Consider the following 19537-nt stretch of genomic DNA (forward strand, 5'->3'; position numbering starts at 1 on the left):
ATGATTGATGCAGGGTGTGTTTTGCCGCTGAAAAGACTAGAGCTTGATAAGGTCACTGAAAAAGTTGATGAGACTTTTTCAGTGACCTTCATTTAAGTTGTAATGGAATCCGTATGAGCCTTTTTAACATTTGCAAGGGTTGTCTGTGAGCAGGATTGCACTGTGCTTCTCAATTTGCTGTTAAGAAAGACCACTACCGTCATATTACTACTCTTTAATTTTGTGGTTTTTTATGGTATTGACTTGGTGTAAGTCCGGTAAATTTTTTGAATGAACTTGTAAAATAACTTTGGTCACTAAATTGCAGGAGCATGGATATGTCAGAAATAGAATAATAAGATGAAATAGAAGTAAAGAATGACAACTTTTTGTATTGCATGATTTAACCACCTCTAGGATAATAGACATAGTAAGATATGGGGGGGTTAGGTCATGGAAGAAAAAAAGAAAAAGTTTTATAACAAGAAATGGTTTACTATTGTCATGTTAATTTTGTTTGCTCCAGTGGGTATTATTCTATTATTTATCAATAAACACTATAAGGTGATTCCGAACCTTATAATTTCTGTTGTTGCACTTTTGTTTTTTATACTTGTAATTTTGCCAGTAGAAGAAACTGCAGAGCCAGTAGATCAAGAAGACTTAGTGGAAGCAAGTAATGAAGAAAAGACTACGACAGTAGTTGAACTAACATTAAATGCTGAATTGAATGATGATGTATTAGGTTTTCAGGGTGAAACCAATCTACCAGACAGGACATTAATTGCATATGAAATTTGGCTCGATGAAGATTTTGACCATATTGTAGAGGGAAGTATTGAAGTTAAGGACGGCAATTATAAAGAAGAAGTCTCTATTGGTGATTGGCCTGATGGTGAAATTGTAGTTTGGGTGGCTTTTCAGACCATCCTTGGAACGTCCGTTCATCAACCTGATGAAATTATAGAGGTATTTGGTGAAATGGGAGAAAACATAGAGGGTGATAGCGTTTCTGAAACAGGTGATATGAAAAGAGTTGAGTTGGAAGAAACACTAGTGAAAGATACTGACGACGAGAATGAAGACATCGCTTCTACGGACCAAAAAGAAAATGAACCTGTTGAAGTATCAGAACCAGAACAAACATTAGCACAACAAAATGCTGTTTCTATGGCTGAAGACTATTTAGCATATACAGCTTTTTCTAAGAGTGGACTAATAGGACAATTAGAATATGAAGGCTTTGATAATGATGATGCAACTTACGCAGTAAACAATATTAATGTTGATTGGCAAGAACAAGCAATCATAATGGCTCAAGATTATTTAGACTACACAAGCTTTTCGAGAGTAGGATTAATTGAACAATTAGAGTATGAAGGCTTTAGTAATGAACAAGCTACTAATGCGGTAGATGAAATAGGACTTTAAAAGATACAGGCATCTGTCAAACGACAGGTGTCTTTTACCTTTTCTAAGCTACACTAACTACGTATGAGTAAAATATTGGTGGAAGAAGAAATAACCTTGTCATCCAGGTCATAACAACAGAAAGAAGACAAATAAGAGAATTCATTTTTGGATAGTCCTCATATGTAATAAAAGAATGTATTTTTGTGTTGGTGGAAATTGCTGAAGATTTTTCCCTTCACATACGTCTGCCCACGCAATTTGTTTTTTGAACCGAAAAATCAACCGGAAATACGTGCATTTCTATGTATTTCATTGCAAAGTCCGTAAAAAAAAGAAGAAGCCTTGAATCGTTGATATAACAACGATTCTAAGGCTTTTCTGTATCCTTTATTCAAGTCATACTCCTTAACGTGAATAGAACTCAACGATAAGAGCTTCGGTAATTTCAGCAGGAAGCTCAGAACGCTCTGGATAACGAGTGTACGAACCTTGTAATGCTTCAGCATCAAATGTTACGTAAGCTGGAACGAAGTCCGTTGCTTCAAGTGATTCCTTAAGAACGTTTAGGTTGCGTGATTTTTCACGTACAGCAATTTCTTGACCTGGCTTAACGCGGTATGATGGGATATCTACGCGGTTTCCGTCAACTGTAATGTGACCGTGATTAACTAATTGGCGAGCTGCACGACGAGTACGAGCAAGACCCATACGGTACACTAAGTTGTCTAAGCGAGACTCAAGAAGAATCATGAAGTTCTCACCGTGAATTCCTGTCATTTTAGCAGCAGTATCAAAAGTGTTACGGAATTGACGCTCATTCATTCCATACATATGACGAAGCTTTTGCTTTTCTTGAAGCTGTAACCCATATTCAGAAAGCTTCTTACGTTGGTTTGGACCGTGTTGCCCTGGAGCATACGGACGCTTTGATAATTCTTTTCCTGTGCCGCTTAAAGAGATTCCTAAACGACGTGATAATTTCCAAGATGGACCTGTATAACGAGCCATAATGTGACTCCTCCTTGTTATTTTGATGTTGCAAAATAACAACCGTATTCGTAATCTCATCCCTTGTTCATTTTGTCTTCATGCATCTTCACTTCGACAGCTAGAAGTTACGCAATGCACCTCAACTGTATCAGCCGCTGTGAGGAACAAAATGAAAACAAAGCATGCTTACGCTGGCTGTCTTATTTCACACAAAGTACATTATATTCATTTTATACTTGTATGTCAATGTTTATCCTTGATTGCCATCAACGTAAATATTTTTTGAAATATGAAAAAATTATATACAAATAGGATAGTTTTCGTACGATAATTGTTTTATAATAGGAATGTATAAAGTCCTATATATTCTTTTTTTATTTATATCTATTCTAATATTTGGTTGTTTTGTAAGTAGTTTCAGTTAATTTTTGACGTTTTTTGTTCACTAGGATAAGTCGAATTTACTACAAGGGATGAAGGCTGTGTGGTGATGAAAAAAGTGGCGAATGTAATTGTTGATAACAATCTATTGAAGAAATACGAGCAACGGTTAAAGGGAATTGCTACCGTTTATCAAGAACAAACTGAAGTCGGTTGGCCTGCAATATTTTTTTTAACTGAAAAGAATCTAACCTTCTTGCTTTTAGAAAAAGCAGGAGACATGTCTGAAACAGAATTACGGTTCGCCAGGTCATTAGTAGAAGCTAATCCTCATCAGAGGCTGTACGAATGTAATGATTATTTTCAAAAGAACATGGTTAAGTTGCCAAATAGACTTACTGCAAATTCTAGTGATGATCTGTATTTAGGAATGGTGACGCCACTGAATTCATCAAACGGTTTAGATCTAAATTCTTTCATAAAAGGGTTAGCGATGTTGTTTTATTATCAAGAGCCAAAGAAGCTGTTTACGCCCTTTTCTGTTATGGATCTATTGAATGACTCCGCTTTTGACATCGAATTGCATTCATTAGTCGATACTTTTTCGTCCTATTATGAGAGGACTTGTAATCGTTCTATTTTAGTGTATGAGCGTCAAGATGATCACCTGTATGCCTTAACGTCTAATGTGACAATCCCTTCAATTATCGAATTGAGCGAATTTGGAACAGCGATTCAGCAAACGAATCATCAATCATGTTGCTTCATTCACGGAGAAGCTTTATTTGCTTCCTCTGATAAGTCCTATATTATGTATCCGGTTTACTTGAATGGAGAATTAATTCTAGTATTCTTTTTTCCATTTGTAGTGGAAAATACTAATACGAGTCTTGACGATTATAAACATTGGTTTGAGCCATTTATTCCTTTACTACAAAAATCATATGTATATGAACGAAAAAAGCATAAAAGCAAGCGTCGTGAAATTTTATTACAAGTTATGAAGAAATTTCATTCCACGATGAAGAGTGAAGACGTGTTACATGAGATCGTGGAAGCCATACACGAGGCATTTCCTGGTTACTTCGTATATTTATTACTTTCTCAAGAATGGAAAGGGAAGGATGGGATACCAATTAAGCCGCTGCTTTATGGAAATGAAGTAGGAAGTAAAGTAGTAGAGCATGCTTATGTGACTGGTGAAATCCAAATTGTCAAACGAAAAGACAAGTTAACGTTATTTGTCCCACTCCGAGGAAAGCAAGGTGTATATGGAGTGATGGAAATTAAAGCTCCGCATACCTACCAACTTCCGAAAGGGGAGGTTGAATTTATTCAAATGCTTGCAGATACTGGTGGTAATGCGTTAGAAAATGCAGAGCTGTATCAACAGTCTCGTCACCTTATCCAAGATTTACAACTCATTAATGAAACAACACATCAGCTAAATGAACATCGACGTCTGACTGACACCGTTCATTATATGACGAGTCAAATTATTGAATCTTTTGGTGCAGAAGAAGTTGGTTTTATTTTGTTTCAAGAGGACAATGAAGTACGTATGTTGGAAGGGAGTACCGGCTTATTTCATGAACGGCTCACCAGTGCACAGTTGTCACCTTTGTTTGCTAAGATGAAAGTGGAGAAGGAGCCTATATATATTGGTGAATTAGAGGTATACGATATTGGGAGGATCCCTCGGTTTCAATCGTTGTTGGCTGTACCGATGATTCATAACCAAAAGCTTACAGGAATGGTCATTGCTCTTCATCATGAACCTTACCACTTTACGTTTGGACACTTTAAATTATTTCAATCTATGATTCGACATTCGACATTAGCGATGACGAATTCGATGCTACATGAAGAGTTAGAGCGACTTGTTATAACCGATCATTTAACAGAGCTTTACTCACGAAACTATTTAGATGAGCAAGTTCAAAGCTCGATGGAGAAGGATCGGGAGGGGACCTTTCTATTAATTGATATTGATGACTTTAAACATATTAATGATACGTATGGTCATCAGGTTGGTGATCAGGTTATTATTCAAGTGGCCAATGTTTTAAAAGAAATGACGACTGATCGAGGTATTGCTGCAAGGTGGGGAGGAGAGGAGCTTGCTCTCTATTTGCCAGAAATAACCCTAGAAGACGGTCGTCAACTAGCTAAAAAGATGCTCGTTCGTATTAAGCAAGAATCGAACCCTTCTGTTACAGTCTCAATAGGAATTTCGTATTGGGGTGAGTTTGGTGATTCCTCAAATTTAAATCAACTTTTTCAACGGGCTGATCAATCATTATATGAAGCGAAGGAAACGGGGAAGAACAAATTTGTAACGGATGAATAGTCAATCGTGTAAAGGTATGGCTTGATGCTAGACGATCGAGCCATACCTTTATTGGTGCTCCAAATAATGTTTAGGTTAATTTCTACCTTTTTCCTAGTTCGAACATTCTATCCCTTTTGCTAATTCATTCACAAACTGTTCTAGATGAATTTGCTCTTCTTCTGTAAAACGGTTTAGCTGAGGACTATCGATATCAAGTACAGCGAAAATGCGCCCATGTACAATAAGAGGAATGACGATTTCAGATTGTGATGCAGCATCACAAGCAATGTGTCCTGGAAAATCATGAACATTACTTACTCGTATCGTTTGCTTCTTTTCAAGGGAGGTTCCACAGACTCCTTTACCGGATGGAATGCGTACACATGCTGGCATTCCTTGGAAAGGACCTAACACAAGCCCTTCGCCCTCAACAAGATAAAAGCCAACCCAGTTGACGTCAGGGAGAAATTGATTCAGCAATGAACTTGCATTTGCTAAATTTGCAATTGTATTAGGTTCACCTGCTATTAACGCTTTCAATTGATTTGTTACTAGATTATATTGCTCACTTAATGTGCCTTTGTAAGTCATTGATTGAAACATGCTCATAACCTCCATCATTTTAAAAAATGTAGTATATCAAGAACAGGAAAAGGTTGCAAGAAATTTGTCAAATGAAAAATGGACGATGTCGAAGAGATTATAAAGGACTCAGCGAAGAAAGAGCGAAACTAACTGAAGGATGGTTACAATGAGGTGAGAATCATGCAAAGAGGGATGGCAAAGGAAAAGATTGTAGAGGCAGCTGCTTGGTTATTCCATATGAATGGATTCAATGGAACAACGGTTAGAGAAATAGCTGCTCGGGCAAATGTGAATGGGGCATTAATTTCCTATCATTTTGGTGGGAAGAAAGAGTTGTTTGAGCAATTGAGTATTCCATTTTTCGAAGGGTATATTGAAATTGTTGATCGTTCATTAGAAGGAGAATGTGAGACCGTAGCAGAACGACTTCATTTATTAATTCGCCAATTGCTTGCTTATCAAACGGAAAACCTTTTCATTGCGAGGATGGTACATCGCGAATTGACGCATGATTCGACATTTGTGCGTGAAATTATGGCAACTTATTTACGAAAAGAAATGTATCAATTAGAGCGTCTAGTGAAGCTTGGAATGAAAAGAGGAGAGTTTCAAAAGCAACCCGTGCAGTATATCGTCATTCAAATTCGCTCTTTTATCACAATGCCTTATATGTCTCCTCATTACTTCCAAGAAGTGTATCAATTGAATCCGAGTGATCGACACTTTATCGATCGCTATTTGGAACACATTAAGAGAGTCATTAAACGTTGGTTATGTTCTTCTATAGAATCTCACTCTTCTGCTTAACGGACTTGATTCAAGTTTACTGATGTCAGAAGTTGTTCATGAAATTCTAATGAGTCATAGCCGTTGTTTAATTCCTTTACTTGATGCGCATCTGACCCATAAACGAGTGGAATATTCATTTGTTTGGCTTGATGGACCACAGTGGCATATGGGTAAGGCTCTTTGCATAACGGCTTGATAACCCCAGCTCCATTGTAATCAAGCATATAACCCTTTGCCTTTATTTTATTTAAAATAGCTGTAATCTGTTTTAAGTGTGTTGTATTCGTTCGGAAGCGTTTATGAAATTTTTGTACTAATGTCATATGTCCAATCCGTTGTGGCTTGTACGTTCCTAATTCAGCTGAAACCGATTGATACACAGTCTTATAATAAAGGCTGTGTACGGCATCAATAGAGCCAAGCTGATCACAGGCTAGTGAAAAGGAATCTGGACTGTAATCCATACATACGTAGTGATCCCCGGTTTGTATAAAATGTACAGATAAAATGCTGTCATCTAAATACGGACCATACTCCTCTAAAAAAGCTTTCGTCTCTGCTTCAAATCCAGTAATAAAATCGACTTCTAAACCTAAATAAATGGTTAAATGGTTTCGGTACTCTTTTTTCAATTGCTGAATTTCGTCTATATATGTGTGTAGCTCAGATTGCTTCATAGCACTATCCTGATCAGGGGTAGGATCTATGAAAGATGTGGGTAGTGGAGCATGCTCAGCAAATGTTATGCCTGAACGGCCGAGTCGAATCGCTTCATCACAATAGGCTACTAGAGAATCTTTTGTGCCATGTGGGCAGTAGGGCGTATGGACGTGTCCATCATGTATATTCATTATCTTTTCACCTCTCTTAAAGATAGAGTCTAAAATTATGGGACAAAATTAGCAATTTCATGGTATCATAATGGAAGTAAAATGAGGAGACCTTTAACTGGTTCCATTTTGAAATTTACATATGATATTTTGGAAATTAAAAATAAATTTAGAAACTAGACGTTGGTCGTAATGGAAGGAGTCTTGTATGAACTTAATTTATTTGGCTCTTATTATTTTGGTATTATTGTTTGTAGGAAGCTCTTATATGAAAAAGCGAGTTTATAAGCGAGTTGATAAATTAGAGAGTTGGAAAAATGATATTTTACATCGGTCGATCCCAGATGAAATCGGAAAAGTAAAAAAATTGACGATGGCTGGAGAGACGGAGGAGAAGTTTGAAACGTGGAGAATGGAGTGGGATGACATCGTTGGCGTCATCTTACCTGATATTGAAGAGAAGCTGTTCGATATTGAAGAATATGCTGCGAAAAATCGTTATAATAAAGCTAAGCAATTATTAGTGATGACAGAAAATCGGTTATCAGGAATCGAGGAGCAATTAAAGGTGATGCTTGCCGATATTCAAAAGCTAATTGAGAGCGAGGAGCAAAATCGAACAGAAATAGCTTCGATTCAAGAGAAATACGAAACGTTAGAACATAACCTTTCTGAAAAAAAAGGGACACTGGCAGAAGCATATCCGCTCTTTCATGAACGGTTACAGGGAATTAATGATGAGCTGACGACGTTTGAAGAAGCAACTGGAAATGGAAGTTATTTAGAGGCGCGTGAGCATTTAACCGACGCAGCGCAGTTAACGCAAACTCTCGAGGAGCTTATGGCAGAGTTTCCTAAGCTTCTTGTACAGGTCGACGTCGTATTGCCTGGAGAGATTAAAGAAATACGAAAAGGAATCGAGGATATGAAAAAGGACGGCTATCAATTGGAGTCGTTTGCCATTCCAAAAAAATTAGAAGAAATAGAAAAGCGAATACAGGAGTTAAGAGAACGCGTTGTGACATTGGAGTTTAATGAAGTTGAAGAAGCGGTGAAGGAAGAAGTAAAAAGGCTTGAAGAGCTATATTCAATTTTAGAATATGAAGTGGAATCAAAGACGATCGTCTATAATAAAATGGCCGATTTGGAAACAGTCATTGAAAAAGGTGAAAAAGAAGTAGAAGCTCTTCTGAGTGAAACGATAGCGATTCAAGAAAGCTACCTAATCTCAATTGAACGACTGAATCAGCAAAAAGAAATGCAAAAACGAATTGAGGATTTATCGAGCCAGCTCGTTGTCATTATTGATTTAATTGAAAACAAAAAGCAAAGCTTTACTTCTATTAGAGAATTAATACAGGATTGGTTACAGGATATTGAGCAAGCATTAAACGAAATTATGGAAGAAAAAGAAACGATGTTCTCTATGAGAGAGGAAGAAAACCAGTCTAAAGAGCGTTTGATTTCTTTAAGGGCCATGCTCTTTGATACGAAACGATTGATACAGAGAAGCAATATTCCAGGGTTACCTACTGTTTACCTTGAGAAATTAGAATTAGCTGAACAGAAACTTCTTGAATCATTTGCGTTATTAGATCAAATTCCTCTTGAACTAGAGAACGTGAATCAACTCGTATCGGAAGCCGATGAATTAATTGATGAGACTTATAATGAAGTGCATGATCTTGTCTATTTAGCACAGTTAAGTGAACGAGTGATCCAATATGGAAATCGATTTAGAAGTCGCTCAGATAATATTCAGAGTCAATTAATTGAAGCTGAGCAATTGTTTAGACAATTTCAGTATAAAGAGGCTCTTGATTGTGCTGTACATGCTGTAGAAGAGTTTGAGCCTAATGTTGTCACAATTGTTGAAGAACATATTTCCGCTTAATACTAAGAAGGATAAAGAAAAGGTGCCCACAACTCTCTTATGTGAGGCATCTTTTTCTTTGTGGTATAAGTGGATAGGTACCCTGCAAATTAACTTTTCCTTCTTAGAAGAGAAGTAAGAAAAGGATGTATGTAGCGCTTCGTGGGTACGAAGACCTCGTTCGTTACATGGTAGATACGAAGAAAAATATAGACGTACGGGGTTTTCAATATATAAAAAGGGGACAATAGACTAGTCTAAGTTTCTAAACCTATGCTAACATAGTGAAATGTCGACAGGTTTAAGAGGTGAAAATGATGATTTATTTAGATAATAGCGCAACAACTCGACCAGATCCATCAGTTGTTGAAACATATATGAAGGCATCTCTCGGTTTCTTTGGAAACCCTTCTTCTCTTCATACGTTAGGGGTAGAAGCTGAAAGGTTATTGAATGAGGCTCGTAATCGAGTAGCCGCTTATTTAAGTGTTTCATCGAAGGAGATCATCTTTACATCGGGTGGGACTGAAGGAAATAATTTAGCGATTAAAGGCGCTGCAAAGGCAAGAAAACATCGCGGGAAGCATATCGTGACGACAGCAGCTGAGCATGCATCTGTGTTAGCAACGTGTCAATCATTAGAGGCGGAAGGATTTGAGGTTACATATATTGATCTTGATTCAAGAGGATTTGTTTCAGTGGAGTCTGTCATGGCAGCCATTCGTACGGATACAGTTGTCGTCTCGATTCACCATGTTAATAATGAAATAGGTGCCATTCAACCAGTTGAAGATATCGGTAAACGTTTAATAGCTTGGCCAAATGTGATGTTTCACGTTGATCACGTTCAAGGCTTGTCGAAAGTCCCGCTCTCATTAAATGATGCACATATTGACCTTTGCACAGGCTCAGCGCACAAAATTCATGGTTTAAAGGGAACTGGCTTTCTCTACAAGCGAAAAGGAACGAATATTTCTCCTTTACAGCATGGAGGAAATCAAGAATTTAACGTTCGAACGGGAACGGAAAATGTAGCTGGAGCGGTAGCCTTAGCCAAGGCTTTACGACTTATGGGGGAGAGATGCAGTGAGTTGAAACGACTTCAATCACTTAGAGGCTATGTTATTAATGAATTGAAAAAAATTGAAGCTGTTATATTAAATAGTCCACTTGAAGGAGCACCACATATTATCAATGTGTCGCTACCTCGAATTAAGCCAGAAGTGGTCGTACAAGCGTTAGCTGAAAAAGACATTTATGTATCAACGAAGTCGGCATGCTCTTCGAAGGAAAGTGAGCCTAGTCATGTGCTGAAGTCAATGGGCTTAACGAATGAGAGAACAGTAAGTGCGATTCGAATAAGTCTTTCTGTTCAAACGACGAAAGAAGAATTAGATCGATTTTTAATGGAATTTCGACAGTTAATTCCTGAACTTATGGAGGTAGCTCAATCATGATATATAATCATATTTTGGTTCGCTTTGGAGAACTCGCTTTAAGAGGGAAGAACCGTTCCTCTTTTGAGAAACAATTAGTTCAAAATATTCGAAGTGTAATGGGAACGTTTGAAGATGTTAAGGTGAAACGAACTTTTGGCCGTATTATTGTTCATTTAAATGGTCAGGAGCATGAACCAGTTATTGAAAAATTAAAGACGGTCTTTGGTATTCATTCCTTTAGTCTAGCGTTGAAAGTAGAAAATGATGTGAATGCTATACAAGAAGGAGCCCTTCATGTCTTTCATGAGCATCAAGAAACAACAAAGACGTTTAAAATTTCTGCGAGACGAGCTTATAAATCATTTCCTGTCTCCTCTCAGGAATTGAATCATAAAGTTGGTGGCTTTGTCTTATCACAAACAGAAGATTTAACGGTAGACGTTCATAACCCTGATTTAAATATTAATGTGGAGGTTCGGGAACAAGCAACTTTTATTACAGCGGGTTCATTCCCTGGTGCTGGTGGTTTGCCAGTTGGAACGAGTGGGAAGGTGCTTATGATGCTATCTGGTGGCATCGATAGTCCTGTTGCAGGATACTTAACGATGAAGCGTGGAGCGAAGCTAGAGGCTGTTCATTTTCATAGTCCTCCTTATACGAACGAAAGAGCGAAGCAAAAAGTATTGGATTTAGCTCGGACGTTAACGAAATTTGGGGGTGATATAACCATTCATCTTGTCCCTTTTACAGAGGTGCAAAAACATATTAGAGCGGAAGTACCGAGTAATTTCCAAATGACCATTATGCGTCGAGTGATGCTACGTATTAGCGAACAAATTGCCAATAACGAACAAATATTAGCAATTGCAACAGGGGAGAGCTTAGGTCAAGTTGCAAGTCAAACGTTGCATAGTATTCATACGATCAATGAAGTGACTAATTTGCCAGTATTACGCCCACTCATTACGATGGATAAATTAGAAGTGATGGATATCGCAAAAAAGATTGGTACTTATGATATTTCCATTTTGCCATATGAGGATTGCTGTACGATCTTCTTACCGGATGATCCTAAAACAAAGCCAAGACGTGATCAGGCACATAAATTTGAGCAATATGTCCATATAGACCACTATGTTGCAGACGCTGTTAATCGTACGGAGAAAATAGTCATAAGTGAAAAAATGAGAGATCAAAAGACAATGGATTTATTATTTTAAGTGATTGTATTCTATTTGTTACTCTCAACAATTACCAACAATGAGTGTGCATGTTTTTCATCCTTCAGACTCATTCTATGAGTACAAAGGAGGTGAGAGACATGGCTAATAATAACAGCTCAAACCAACTTGTCGTACCTGGTGTACAACAAGCACTAGATCAAATGAAGTTTGAAATTGCTTCTGAATTTGGCGTTCAACTTGGACCTGATGCAACTTCACGTGCGAATGGTTCTGTAGGTGGTGAAATCACTAAGCGTCTTGTTCAGATGGCGGAACAACAAATGGGTGGTCAACGGTAATTAAATAAATGATGGATTGAAGAAGTCGCTGCTTTAAGGAATGTTCTCCTTAGAGGGCGACTCTTTTCAGATTGTGACCACTGAAAAAATCTATTTTCATAAAGAATATAGGAAGTAGCTGATTTGTACGATCTTAAAGAGCTCTATTTATTCGTATAGCGCTTCTAAATTGCAAGTTTTGATTGGTTCTGTCACGATATAGAGAAAATAGGAGGAGTGATTGAGGTGGGTACGTTATGGTGTAATGGTACTTTCTATACAATGAAGGAAGAAGGTCAAGCGATTGAAGCGGTTTTTGTAGAAAACGGGATCGTTGTGGCGTTAGGTTCAAGACGTGAACTAGAGCGTGCATTTAAAGATGAGTTGGAAGAAGTGAAAGATGTTAATGGCGGCTATGTTTATCCAGGTTTTGTTGATAGTCACTTACATATGATTGGACACGGTGAAACGAAGATCCGCTTGGATTTATCAAATGTTACCTCTGCTCAAGAAATAAAGCGGCTATTAAAAGATAAAGCTACAACATTACATGAGGGAGAATGGCTATTAGCTGAAGGATGGAATGAGAATCATTTTGTTGATCGCAATATTTTACATCGTGATGAGCTTGATGAGATTTGCCCTGATCACCCTCTCTATATAACAAGAATTTGTCGTCATGCAGCGCTAGTGAATAGTCGAGCGCTAGAATTAGCGGGGATACATTTAGAAACGAATGATCCTGAAGGAGGAGTGATCGTCCGAGATCATAAAGGGGAACCGACAGGGTATTTGTTAGATGCAGCAACTGAGCTTGTGAAGGATGTCATACCGGAAGTAAGTGAAGCTTATATTCGCCAAGCATTGGAGCTAGCGGTAGACGATTTGTTAAGCAAAGGAATTGTTGGAGGACATACAGAGGATTTAGCTTACTATGGTGGCTTTGAGAAAACATTAAGCCAATTTATGAATGTGATAGATGGGCATCGAAGGAAGTTTCGCGCGCATTTACTCGTACATCATGAGGCGCTAGATGAAATGAAGCAGAAGCAGTATTCGTTTGGAGAGCTGACTCCTTTTATCGAGTTAGGTGCAGTAAAATTATTTGCTGATGGAGCACTAGGTGGACGCACCGCTCTCTTAAAGAAGCCATATTCAGATGATCCGTCGACTTCTGGTGTTGCGATTCATTCAGAGCATTCACTAAAAAAGATCGTTCAATTAGCTAGAGAATGTTCGCAACCTGTTGCGATCCATACAATTGGCGATGGGGCATTGGAGATGGCATTAGATGTAATCGAACAATATCCACTTAATCAAGGTAGAGATCGACTGATTCATGTGCAAGTTGCTAGCGAATCATTAATTGAGCGAATGCAAGCATTACCCGTAGCGTTAGATATACAACCACGGTTTGTTATTTCAGATTTCCCTTGGGTCATAGAGAGACTTGGACAGAATCGAATGGCTTACTCATTTGCATGGAAAACATTGCTCGATGCTGGATTAGCGTGTGCAGGTGGCTCTGATGCACCAATTGAACCGATTGATCCTTTATTAGGTATTCATGCAGCAGTGACTAGACGAAATCGTGGTGAAACGCATGAAGGCTATTTGCCACATGAAAAATTATCACCTTTTGAAGCGATCCAATTATTTACGAAGGGCAGTGCTTATGCTATCGGGAAAGAACATAGTCGAGGATTCATTGCTGAAGGGTATAGCGCTGATTTCACGGTATTAGATCAGGATCTATTTCATATTGCTCCTGATGAAATCTTATCGACGACCGTTTTGATGACGGTAGTTGATAATACAGTCATGTATGTTCATCATGAGCCTTCTTGATGATAAGGTCTAAAACGGTTATCATTCGTTTTAGACCTTTGCTGTGGCCTTCGCTGCCGTGTTTTTTTAGAAAAAATTTTGCTGAACGTTGCGCCAAAAATGATAATTATCCTTTTGAAGAATGTGAATTTGATGGTCAGCGAGTGAGAGTGAGACTTCTTTAGCGTGACGAATGCTTAATGCCTCATTGTCAACACCAATAATCGGATGATCGTTCCCATCTTGGATGACTTTTAGAGTGAGTATACGATCTGCATTAAGTACAAACGACGTCCCCAACGTACGATAATGGTTGTTATTGAGTGAGGCGATCTCGCTTACTTGGATCGACGATAAAGTAGGGTCAATAATTGCCCCCCTAACAGATTTACTGTATCCTGTGCTTCCAGATGGGGTTGATATAATCATTCCATCACCACGGAAGGTTTCAAAATGAAACTGATCAATATAGACATCTAAGACAAAGGTTTTAATGACATTAGAACGGATTGTACATTCATTTAAGCAATAAAATGGAGTTTCGTCATTGATAATAACTTGTAAAATCGGATTGCTTCGAATGGATTGATGTTCATTTGTCATCATTTGAAAGGCGAGATCGAGATCATTCATCGTGAAATCGGTATAAAAGCCTGTTGTTGGATCAGGAGTAATCCCGATATACGTATGTTGCGGGCTAAAGTTGGTCTTTTGTGCTGCTTGGAGGAAAGCGTTGTCTCCTCCAATACTCGCGATAATTGTAGCATCTTCTAGATGATCAACAATGGGGATATTACGTTCTTTCGCTTTAGATCGAAAAAGCTTAGAGTATGTATCCATTTCACTTGTCTTCTTATAAAAAAGGTAAATTTTCTGCATCAAATCGTCCTTTCTTCATCGTTTAGTTGATTCTAGTTTAAATCATGGAACGGTTCATGACAATGTGTCACGTTTATTGAAGGCTAATTAAGGTGAAACTAGATGGAAACATGAGGAAAGAAGGGGGTTCTTAGTGGTTTGGGTTTATATACTTGGGGGATGTATCATTCTGTTCGTGTTGCTACTTTTATTGAAATTGAAGATTCAAATTCACTATTATCATGAAATGGATGATGATCAGCTTGAGGTAACTGTCTATATATGGTGGATGAAAGTATACTCATTTTCAGCTCCAGTGATTAAATTCAATGTGGAGACACTATCCTTAGAAGTAGAAGAAAAGCAAAAGGTTGCAATGAATCAGAAGGAGAAAAAAGATGTTTTGACGCCTAAAAAGCTTATTGAAGACTTACGTCTATTTCGTGATTTTTTGCAGCATGTTGTTGGTTTGCATAAGATTGTCCGTCGCTTTTTAAAAAAGGTGCGTGTCAAACAGTTGAAATGGCACTCAGCACTTGGTATCCAAGATGCGGCCCATACAGCTCAACTAGCTGGTGCTGTATGGGCCTTGAAGAGTGTTATTTTTGGAATGGTCTCACATTATACTCGACTTGAGGATACTCCTCAAATGACAGTAGAGCCACGTTATCAAATATTTTATTCTCATACGAAGCTTTCCTGCATGATTTCGTTTCGTCTCGGGCAAGCTATCCTTGCAGGCCTAATGTTAGTTAAGCATTGGCGAAGAAAACCGTCTAATCAGAAAGCTCAGTCGGTTGAGGAAAATATTTAATAGGGAGGTATTACGTTGGGAGATCATCCGATTCAAGGTTTAATGAAAACGGCAATGGAAAATCTAAAGGAAATGGTAGACGTAAATACGATCGTAGGAGATCCTGTTGAAACTCCGGATGGTAGTGTCATCATGCCTGTGTCGAAGGTTGGATTTGGTTTTGCAGCAGGTGGTAGTGAGTTTATCATTGATCATCATCATGATGAAGAACATAAACATCCTTTCGGAGGAGGAAGCGGTGGTGGGGTGTCCATTACACCAATTGCGTTTCTTGTTGTGAATAGCAAAGGTGTGAAGATGGTTCATCTTGATAGCAATACTCATTTATACGAAAAACTTCTCGATTTTGCACCACAAGTTGTTGATAAAATTCAAGAGATGATTGGGCAATCTGACCAGAAAAAAGGCAATCCGTATGTAGCAGGGAACCCGCCGCCACCCCCACCCCCAAATACAACTATGTAGGTAAAAAGCTACTCCGAGAAGCAAGGGCACCGAAAAAGTTTGGTTTTTAACTTTTTCGGTGCCCTTTTAAGCAACGAGTGAAGCGATTGATAGTAAAAATCAAGACAGAAAAAGGTGATTTGTACTTTTTCAGTGTACTCTGAGTAGTTGAAGTAGCTTTCTGTCTGTGTCGTCATTCAAAAACCTCTTCGTCGTCCATATTAATTGCCATATTAAGGGTGGTCATGTACAATAGCATTGATGTGACATAAATTATGAGGAGGATGAATGATGGCAGAAATTACGTTTAAGAATAATCCAGTTACACTGCTCGGCACTGAAGTAAAGGTTGGGGAAAAGGCTCCAGATTTTAAGGTGCTAGCAAATGATTTATCTGAAGTATCATTAGCTGATTCTAAAGGAACTGTTAGATTGATTAGTGTCGTTCCGTCAATTGATACGGGTGTATGTGATCAACAAACTCGCCGTTTTAATGAAGAAGCAGCTTCGTTAGATAATGTGAACGTATTAACGGTAAGTGTTGATCTTCCATTTGCACAAAAACGTTGGTGTGCAGCAGCAGGAATTGAAAATGTACAAACGTTATCTGATCATCGCGATCTTTCTTTTGGACAAGCTTATGGTGTAGCGATTGAAGAACTTCGATTGCTAGCAAGATCGGTGTTTGTTATTGATTCATCTGATACGGTTGTATATGCAGAGTATGTTTCTGAAGCAACAAACCATCCGGATTATGAAGCAGCAATTGAAGCTGCTAAAGCAGCAAAATAAAAGAATTGATTGGCAGAGAAGAAGAGGCTGGGACATAACGAAAGTGTTTAGCTGAGAATCTGAACAATGTGCAAAGTGTATTTCAGTAACGTTTTATTTGCACGCCTGTGTATTTGTTCGGATTTCCATTTAGGAAAACACTTTTTGCCCAGCCTCTTTCTCAATGCTTAGGAGACGATAAATAAATTTATTCGTTGGATAACTGTAACAAGGTTGAAAAGAAATGAAAAGACGTAGGGATGAATGCTATGGTAGTAGAACAATTATATGATTACTTTGACAAGTGTGCACTTTATTTAGAGAAAAATGGCCTGAACACTTATTTAGAAGGGTTAGCAGAAGCAGGAGAGAATTTATTTCAACATCAAATTGTACAACAGATATCAGATGATGATCAAGCAATATTAAAACGGCTGTTAAATAATGTAGCTGAATTAGAGTATGAACGCGAGGACGTAAGGAAGGCGCTTCAGCTCGCTGTATTGAAGGGGATGAAAGGTGCGGTGCAGCCACATCATTCCATGACACCTGAGGCAGTAAGTTTATTTGTCCATTATTTATTTCAAAAGTTGCTTGGAGAAAAGCAGCAGGCTACGGTTCTTGATTTGGCTGTAGGATCTGGTAATTTATTGTATACGCTTTTGAATCAATCGAAAGTCTCTTTGGGTGCACAAGCTTTTGAAGTGGATGAGACATTATTAAAATTAGCGTACATTGGTGCAAACTTACAGCATCATGAAGTCAACCTATATCATCAAGACAGTGTTGAACGATTATCAACCCCAAAAGTCGATTTAGTTGTGACGGATCTTCCTGTTGGTTATTATCCTAAAGACGATGTTGCCAGTCAATATGAGCTAAAAGCGGGAGAAGGGCATTCTTATATCCATCATTTAATGATTGAACAAGGCTTGAACCAAGTGAAAGACGGTGGATTTCTTCTTTTCTTAGTGCCGAACTTCTTATTTGAAAGTGAGCAATCAAAGGCATTACATGAGTATTTAAAAAAGCATGCGCACATTTTGTCTTTGCTGCAATTACCACAATCGATGTTTTCATCGGAACAGTTCGGTAAAAGCATTTTCGTAATTCAAAAGAAAGGAAACGGAACTAAATCACCGAGTCAAGCGTTATTAGCCGAATTGCCATCTTTTTCGAAAAAGGAAGCCTTAGCAGACATGATACAGAGGATTAATAAATGGTTTGCTGACGAATTGGGAATCTTATAATCATAAGCCTGACCTCAAAAAAAGGTTAGGCTATTTTTTAAGAGGTAAAAAAATCTAATGTACTGGAGTGTTTACTCAAGGTAGATGTAAGTGAATGATGAAAACGATGTGAATGTTCTTTGTAAGAGTATTCATTTCTGAATTGTTCGAATATGGGAGAAATCGACACTTTTACTTGAAATAAGCTTGTTTCGGTGCTTAAATGTAAGATGATCTATTTACAAAGGAGCGGGTTATAAGAATGTCAAACATCTTAGCAATTAATGCAGGGAGTTCTTCTTTAAAATTCCAACTGTTAACAATGCCACAAGAAAAAGTTGTGACAAAAGGGTTAGTTGAACGTATTGGGCTAGACCAAGGAGTATTTACAATTGAAGTAAATGAAGAGAAGCAATCAGACACATTAAAAATTCCTGATCACGCTGAAGCGGTCAAAATCCTATTAGATAAATTAACGTCACTTGGAATTATACAATCATTAAATGAGATTGATGGTATTGGGCACCGTGTCGTCCACGGAGGGGAGAAGTTTAATGATTCCGTTTTAATTACAGATGAAGTCTTAAAAGGTATAGAAGAGGTTTCTGAGCTTGCTCCCTTACACAATCCTGCCAATGTTGTCGGAATTAAAGCATTTAAAGAAGTATTACCAAATGTGCCAGCGGTTGCTGTGTTTGATACGGCGTTCCATCAAACAATGCCTGAATCTTCTTACCTTTACAGCTTGCCATATGAATATTATAAAGAGTATGGAATTCGTAAATATGGCTTCCATGGAACTTCTCATAAATACGTCTCTAATAGAGCAGCAGAGTTGTTAGGGAGACCCATTGAACAGCTACGTTTATTATCTTGTCACTTAGGAAACGGTGCGAGTATTGCCGCGATTGAGGGTGGTAAGTCGATCGATACATCAATGGGCTTCACTCCGCTTGCTGGAGTAACGATGGGTACTCGTTCAGGGAACATTGATCCTGCTCTTATTCCATACATTATGGGTAAAACGAATCAAGATGCAAATCAAGTGCTAGATACACTTAACAAACGAAGCGGGCTGTTAGGAGTTTCTGGTTTTTCAAGCGACTTACGTGATATTGTGAATAAAGCGGAAGAAGGAAATGCTCGTGCGCAATTAGCTTTAGATGTTTTTACTTCTCGTATTCATAAATATATCGGTTCGTATGCTGCGCGAATGAGTGGGGTGGATGCGATTATTTTCACAGCTGGAATTGGTGAAAATAGTGATGTCATTCGTGCGCAAGTGTTAAAAGGATTAGAGTTTATGGGAGTATATTGGGACCCAGCTTTAAATCAAGTGAGAGGTCAAGAAGCGTTTGTGAATTATCCTCACTCACCGGTTAAAGTGTTAATTATTCCAACAAATGAAGAAGTTATGCTTGCTCGTGATACGGTTCGTTTAGCAAAATAATCATGTTCGATAAGGGGTTATATGAAGAGTTA

Annotated in this window: 18 protein-coding genes; 13 read left to right on the forward strand and 5 right to left on the reverse strand. The window is 38.2% G+C overall.

Translation table 11 applies throughout. From position 1 onward, the window contains the following. Positions 1-214: 214 nt before the first annotated feature. Complete coding sequence (locus MW695_RS22675) at positions 215-379, reverse strand: AraC family transcriptional regulator (RefSeq protein ID WP_260505886.1); 165 nt, start codon at positions 377-379, stop codon at positions 215-217. 53 nt (positions 380-432) lie between these two features. On the opposite strand from MW695_RS22675, the gene MW695_RS07975 reads away from it, so the two are divergent. Continuing rightward, the gene (locus MW695_RS07975) at positions 433-1410 is read left to right on the forward strand and encodes an Ltp family lipoprotein (protein ID WP_247104693.1); all 978 of its coding nucleotides are present in this window, start codon (positions 433-435) and stop codon (positions 1408-1410) included. A gap of 387 nt (positions 1411-1797) precedes the next feature. Here MW695_RS07975 and rpsD read toward each other — a convergent pair whose 3' ends face one another. Further along, positions 1798-2400 carry a 30S ribosomal protein S4 gene (gene rpsD / locus MW695_RS07980; protein ID WP_247104694.1) on the reverse strand — a complete coding sequence of 201 codons (603 nt, stop codon included), beginning with the start codon at positions 2398-2400 and terminating at the stop codon, positions 1798-1800. Positions 2401-2872: 472 nt separating this feature from the next. Between rpsD and MW695_RS07985 the strand changes: the two genes are divergently transcribed. Next, a complete protein-coding gene (locus tag MW695_RS07985) occupies positions 2873-5113 on the forward strand; it encodes a sensor domain-containing diguanylate cyclase (protein WP_247104793.1) in 2241 nt (746 codons plus the stop codon). Positions 5114-5206: 93 nt separating this feature from the next. Here the strand turns inward: MW695_RS07985 and MW695_RS07990 are convergent, their stop codons facing one another. Next, complete coding sequence (locus MW695_RS07990) at positions 5207-5698, reverse strand: GAF domain-containing protein (protein ID WP_274169700.1); 492 nt, start codon at positions 5696-5698, stop codon at positions 5207-5209. A gap of 162 nt (positions 5699-5860) precedes the next feature. On the opposite strand from MW695_RS07990, the gene refZ reads away from it, so the two are divergent. Then, a complete protein-coding gene (gene refZ, locus MW695_RS07995) occupies positions 5861-6487 on the forward strand; it encodes a forespore capture DNA-binding protein RefZ (protein WP_247104695.1) in 627 nt (208 codons plus the stop codon). On the opposite strand, the gene hisJ is transcribed toward refZ, so the two are convergent. Continuing rightward, positions 6484-7320: a histidinol-phosphatase HisJ gene (gene hisJ, locus MW695_RS08000; RefSeq protein WP_247104696.1), complete on the reverse strand. Its 837-nt coding sequence runs from the start codon at positions 7318-7320 to the stop codon at positions 6484-6486. The genes refZ and hisJ overlap by 4 nt on opposite strands. Before the next feature lie 187 nt (positions 7321-7507). On the opposite strand from hisJ, the gene ezrA reads away from it, so the two are divergent. The 5 genes from ezrA (at position 7508) to MW695_RS08025 (ending at position 13960) form a co-directional block, all read left to right on the forward strand. Next, positions 7508-9193, forward strand: coding sequence for a septation ring formation regulator EzrA (gene ezrA, locus MW695_RS08005; protein ID WP_247104697.1), 1686 nt, complete (start codon positions 7508-7510; stop codon positions 9191-9193). A 296-nt stretch (positions 9194-9489) separates the two neighbouring features. Then, positions 9490-10629, forward strand: a complete 1140-nt coding sequence (locus MW695_RS08010; protein ID WP_247104698.1) for a cysteine desulfurase family protein — start codon at positions 9490-9492, stop codon at positions 10627-10629. Next, positions 10626-11831, forward strand: a complete 1206-nt coding sequence (gene thiI / locus MW695_RS08015) for a tRNA uracil 4-sulfurtransferase ThiI (RefSeq protein WP_247104700.1) — start codon at positions 10626-10628, stop codon at positions 11829-11831. Before MW695_RS08010 ends, thiI begins: the two co-directional genes overlap by 4 nt. Positions 11832-11932: 101 nt before the next feature. Beyond that, positions 11933-12133: an alpha/beta-type small acid-soluble spore protein gene (locus MW695_RS08020; RefSeq protein ID WP_247104702.1), complete on the forward strand. Its 201-nt coding sequence runs from the start codon at positions 11933-11935 to the stop codon at positions 12131-12133. Between the two features lie 225 nt (positions 12134-12358). Further along, positions 12359-13960: an amidohydrolase gene (locus tag MW695_RS08025; protein WP_247104704.1), complete on the forward strand. Its 1602-nt coding sequence runs from the start codon at positions 12359-12361 to the stop codon at positions 13958-13960. A gap of 66 nt (positions 13961-14026) precedes the next feature. Here MW695_RS08025 and MW695_RS08030 read toward each other — a convergent pair whose 3' ends face one another. Next, a complete protein-coding gene (locus MW695_RS08030) occupies positions 14027-14818 on the reverse strand; it encodes an NAD kinase (protein WP_247104706.1) in 792 nt (263 codons plus the stop codon). Positions 14819-14951: 133 nt separating this feature from the next. Here MW695_RS08030 and MW695_RS08035 point away from each other — a divergent pair, with 133 nt between their 5' ends. The 5 genes from MW695_RS08035 to MW695_RS08055 all read left to right on the forward strand — a co-directional run bounded on the left by MW695_RS08035 (position 14952) and on the right by MW695_RS08055 (position 19505). Next, a complete protein-coding gene (locus MW695_RS08035) occupies positions 14952-15611 on the forward strand; it encodes a DUF2953 domain-containing protein (protein ID WP_247104707.1) in 660 nt (219 codons plus the stop codon). A gap of 15 nt (positions 15612-15626) precedes the next feature. Continuing rightward, complete coding sequence (ytfJ, locus tag MW695_RS08040) at positions 15627-16076, forward strand: GerW family sporulation protein (RefSeq protein WP_247104708.1); 450 nt, start codon at positions 15627-15629, stop codon at positions 16074-16076. 270 nt (positions 16077-16346) lie between these two features. Then, complete coding sequence (gene tpx / locus MW695_RS08045) at positions 16347-16847, forward strand: thiol peroxidase (RefSeq protein WP_247104709.1); 501 nt, start codon at positions 16347-16349, stop codon at positions 16845-16847. Between the two features lie 239 nt (positions 16848-17086). Beyond that, a complete protein-coding gene (locus MW695_RS08050) occupies positions 17087-18076 on the forward strand; it encodes a class I SAM-dependent methyltransferase (RefSeq protein WP_247104710.1) in 990 nt (329 codons plus the stop codon). A 241-nt stretch (positions 18077-18317) separates the two neighbouring features. Continuing rightward, complete coding sequence (locus MW695_RS08055; RefSeq protein WP_247104711.1) at positions 18318-19505, forward strand: acetate kinase; 1188 nt, start codon at positions 18318-18320, stop codon at positions 19503-19505. Positions 19506-19537: the final 32 nt, after the last annotated feature.

The sequence above is a fragment of the Halalkalibacter sp. APA_J-10(15) genome (genome assembly GCF_023017105.1).
GTDB lineage: Bacteria > Bacillota > Bacilli > Bacillales > Bacillaceae_D > Halalkalibacter.

Excerpts from the sequence above, each read along its gene's own strand:
- MW695_RS22675 (WP_260505886.1), bottom strand. The coding sequence starts at position 379 with ATGCAATACAAAAAGTTGTCATTCTTTACTTCTATTTCATCTTATTAT.
- hisJ (WP_247104696.1), bottom strand. The coding sequence starts at position 7,320 with ATGAATATACATGATGGACACGTCCATACGCCCTACTGCCCACATGGC.
- MW695_RS08020 (WP_247104702.1), top strand. The coding sequence starts at position 11,933 with ATGGCTAATAATAACAGCTCAAACCAACTTGTCGTACCTGGTGTACAA.
- refZ (WP_247104695.1), top strand. The coding sequence starts at position 5,861 with ATGCAAAGAGGGATGGCAAAGGAAAAGATTGTAGAGGCAGCTGCTTGG.
- tpx (WP_247104709.1), top strand. The coding sequence starts at position 16,347 with ATGGCAGAAATTACGTTTAAGAATAATCCAGTTACACTGCTCGGCACT.
- MW695_RS07985 (WP_247104793.1), top strand. The coding sequence starts at position 2,873 with ATGAAAAAAGTGGCGAATGTAATTGTTGATAACAATCTATTGAAGAAA.
- rpsD (WP_247104694.1), bottom strand. The coding sequence starts at position 2,400 with ATGGCTCGTTATACAGGTCCATCTTGGAAATTATCACGTCGTTTAGGA.
- MW695_RS07990 (WP_274169700.1), bottom strand. The coding sequence starts at position 5,698 with ATGTTTCAATCAATGACTTACAAAGGCACATTAAGTGAGCAATATAAT.
- thiI (WP_247104700.1), top strand. The coding sequence starts at position 10,626 with ATGATATATAATCATATTTTGGTTCGCTTTGGAGAACTCGCTTTAAGA.
- MW695_RS08050 (WP_247104710.1), top strand. The coding sequence starts at position 17,087 with ATGAATGCTATGGTAGTAGAACAATTATATGATTACTTTGACAAGTGT.
- ezrA (WP_247104697.1), top strand. The coding sequence starts at position 7,508 with ATGAACTTAATTTATTTGGCTCTTATTATTTTGGTATTATTGTTTGTA.
- MW695_RS08030 (WP_247104706.1), bottom strand. The coding sequence starts at position 14,818 with ATGCAGAAAATTTACCTTTTTTATAAGAAGACAAGTGAAATGGATACA.
- MW695_RS08055 (WP_247104711.1), top strand. The coding sequence starts at position 18,318 with ATGTCAAACATCTTAGCAATTAATGCAGGGAGTTCTTCTTTAAAATTC.
- MW695_RS08010 (WP_247104698.1), top strand. The coding sequence starts at position 9,490 with ATGATTTATTTAGATAATAGCGCAACAACTCGACCAGATCCATCAGTT.
- MW695_RS07975 (WP_247104693.1), top strand. The coding sequence starts at position 433 with ATGGAAGAAAAAAAGAAAAAGTTTTATAACAAGAAATGGTTTACTATT.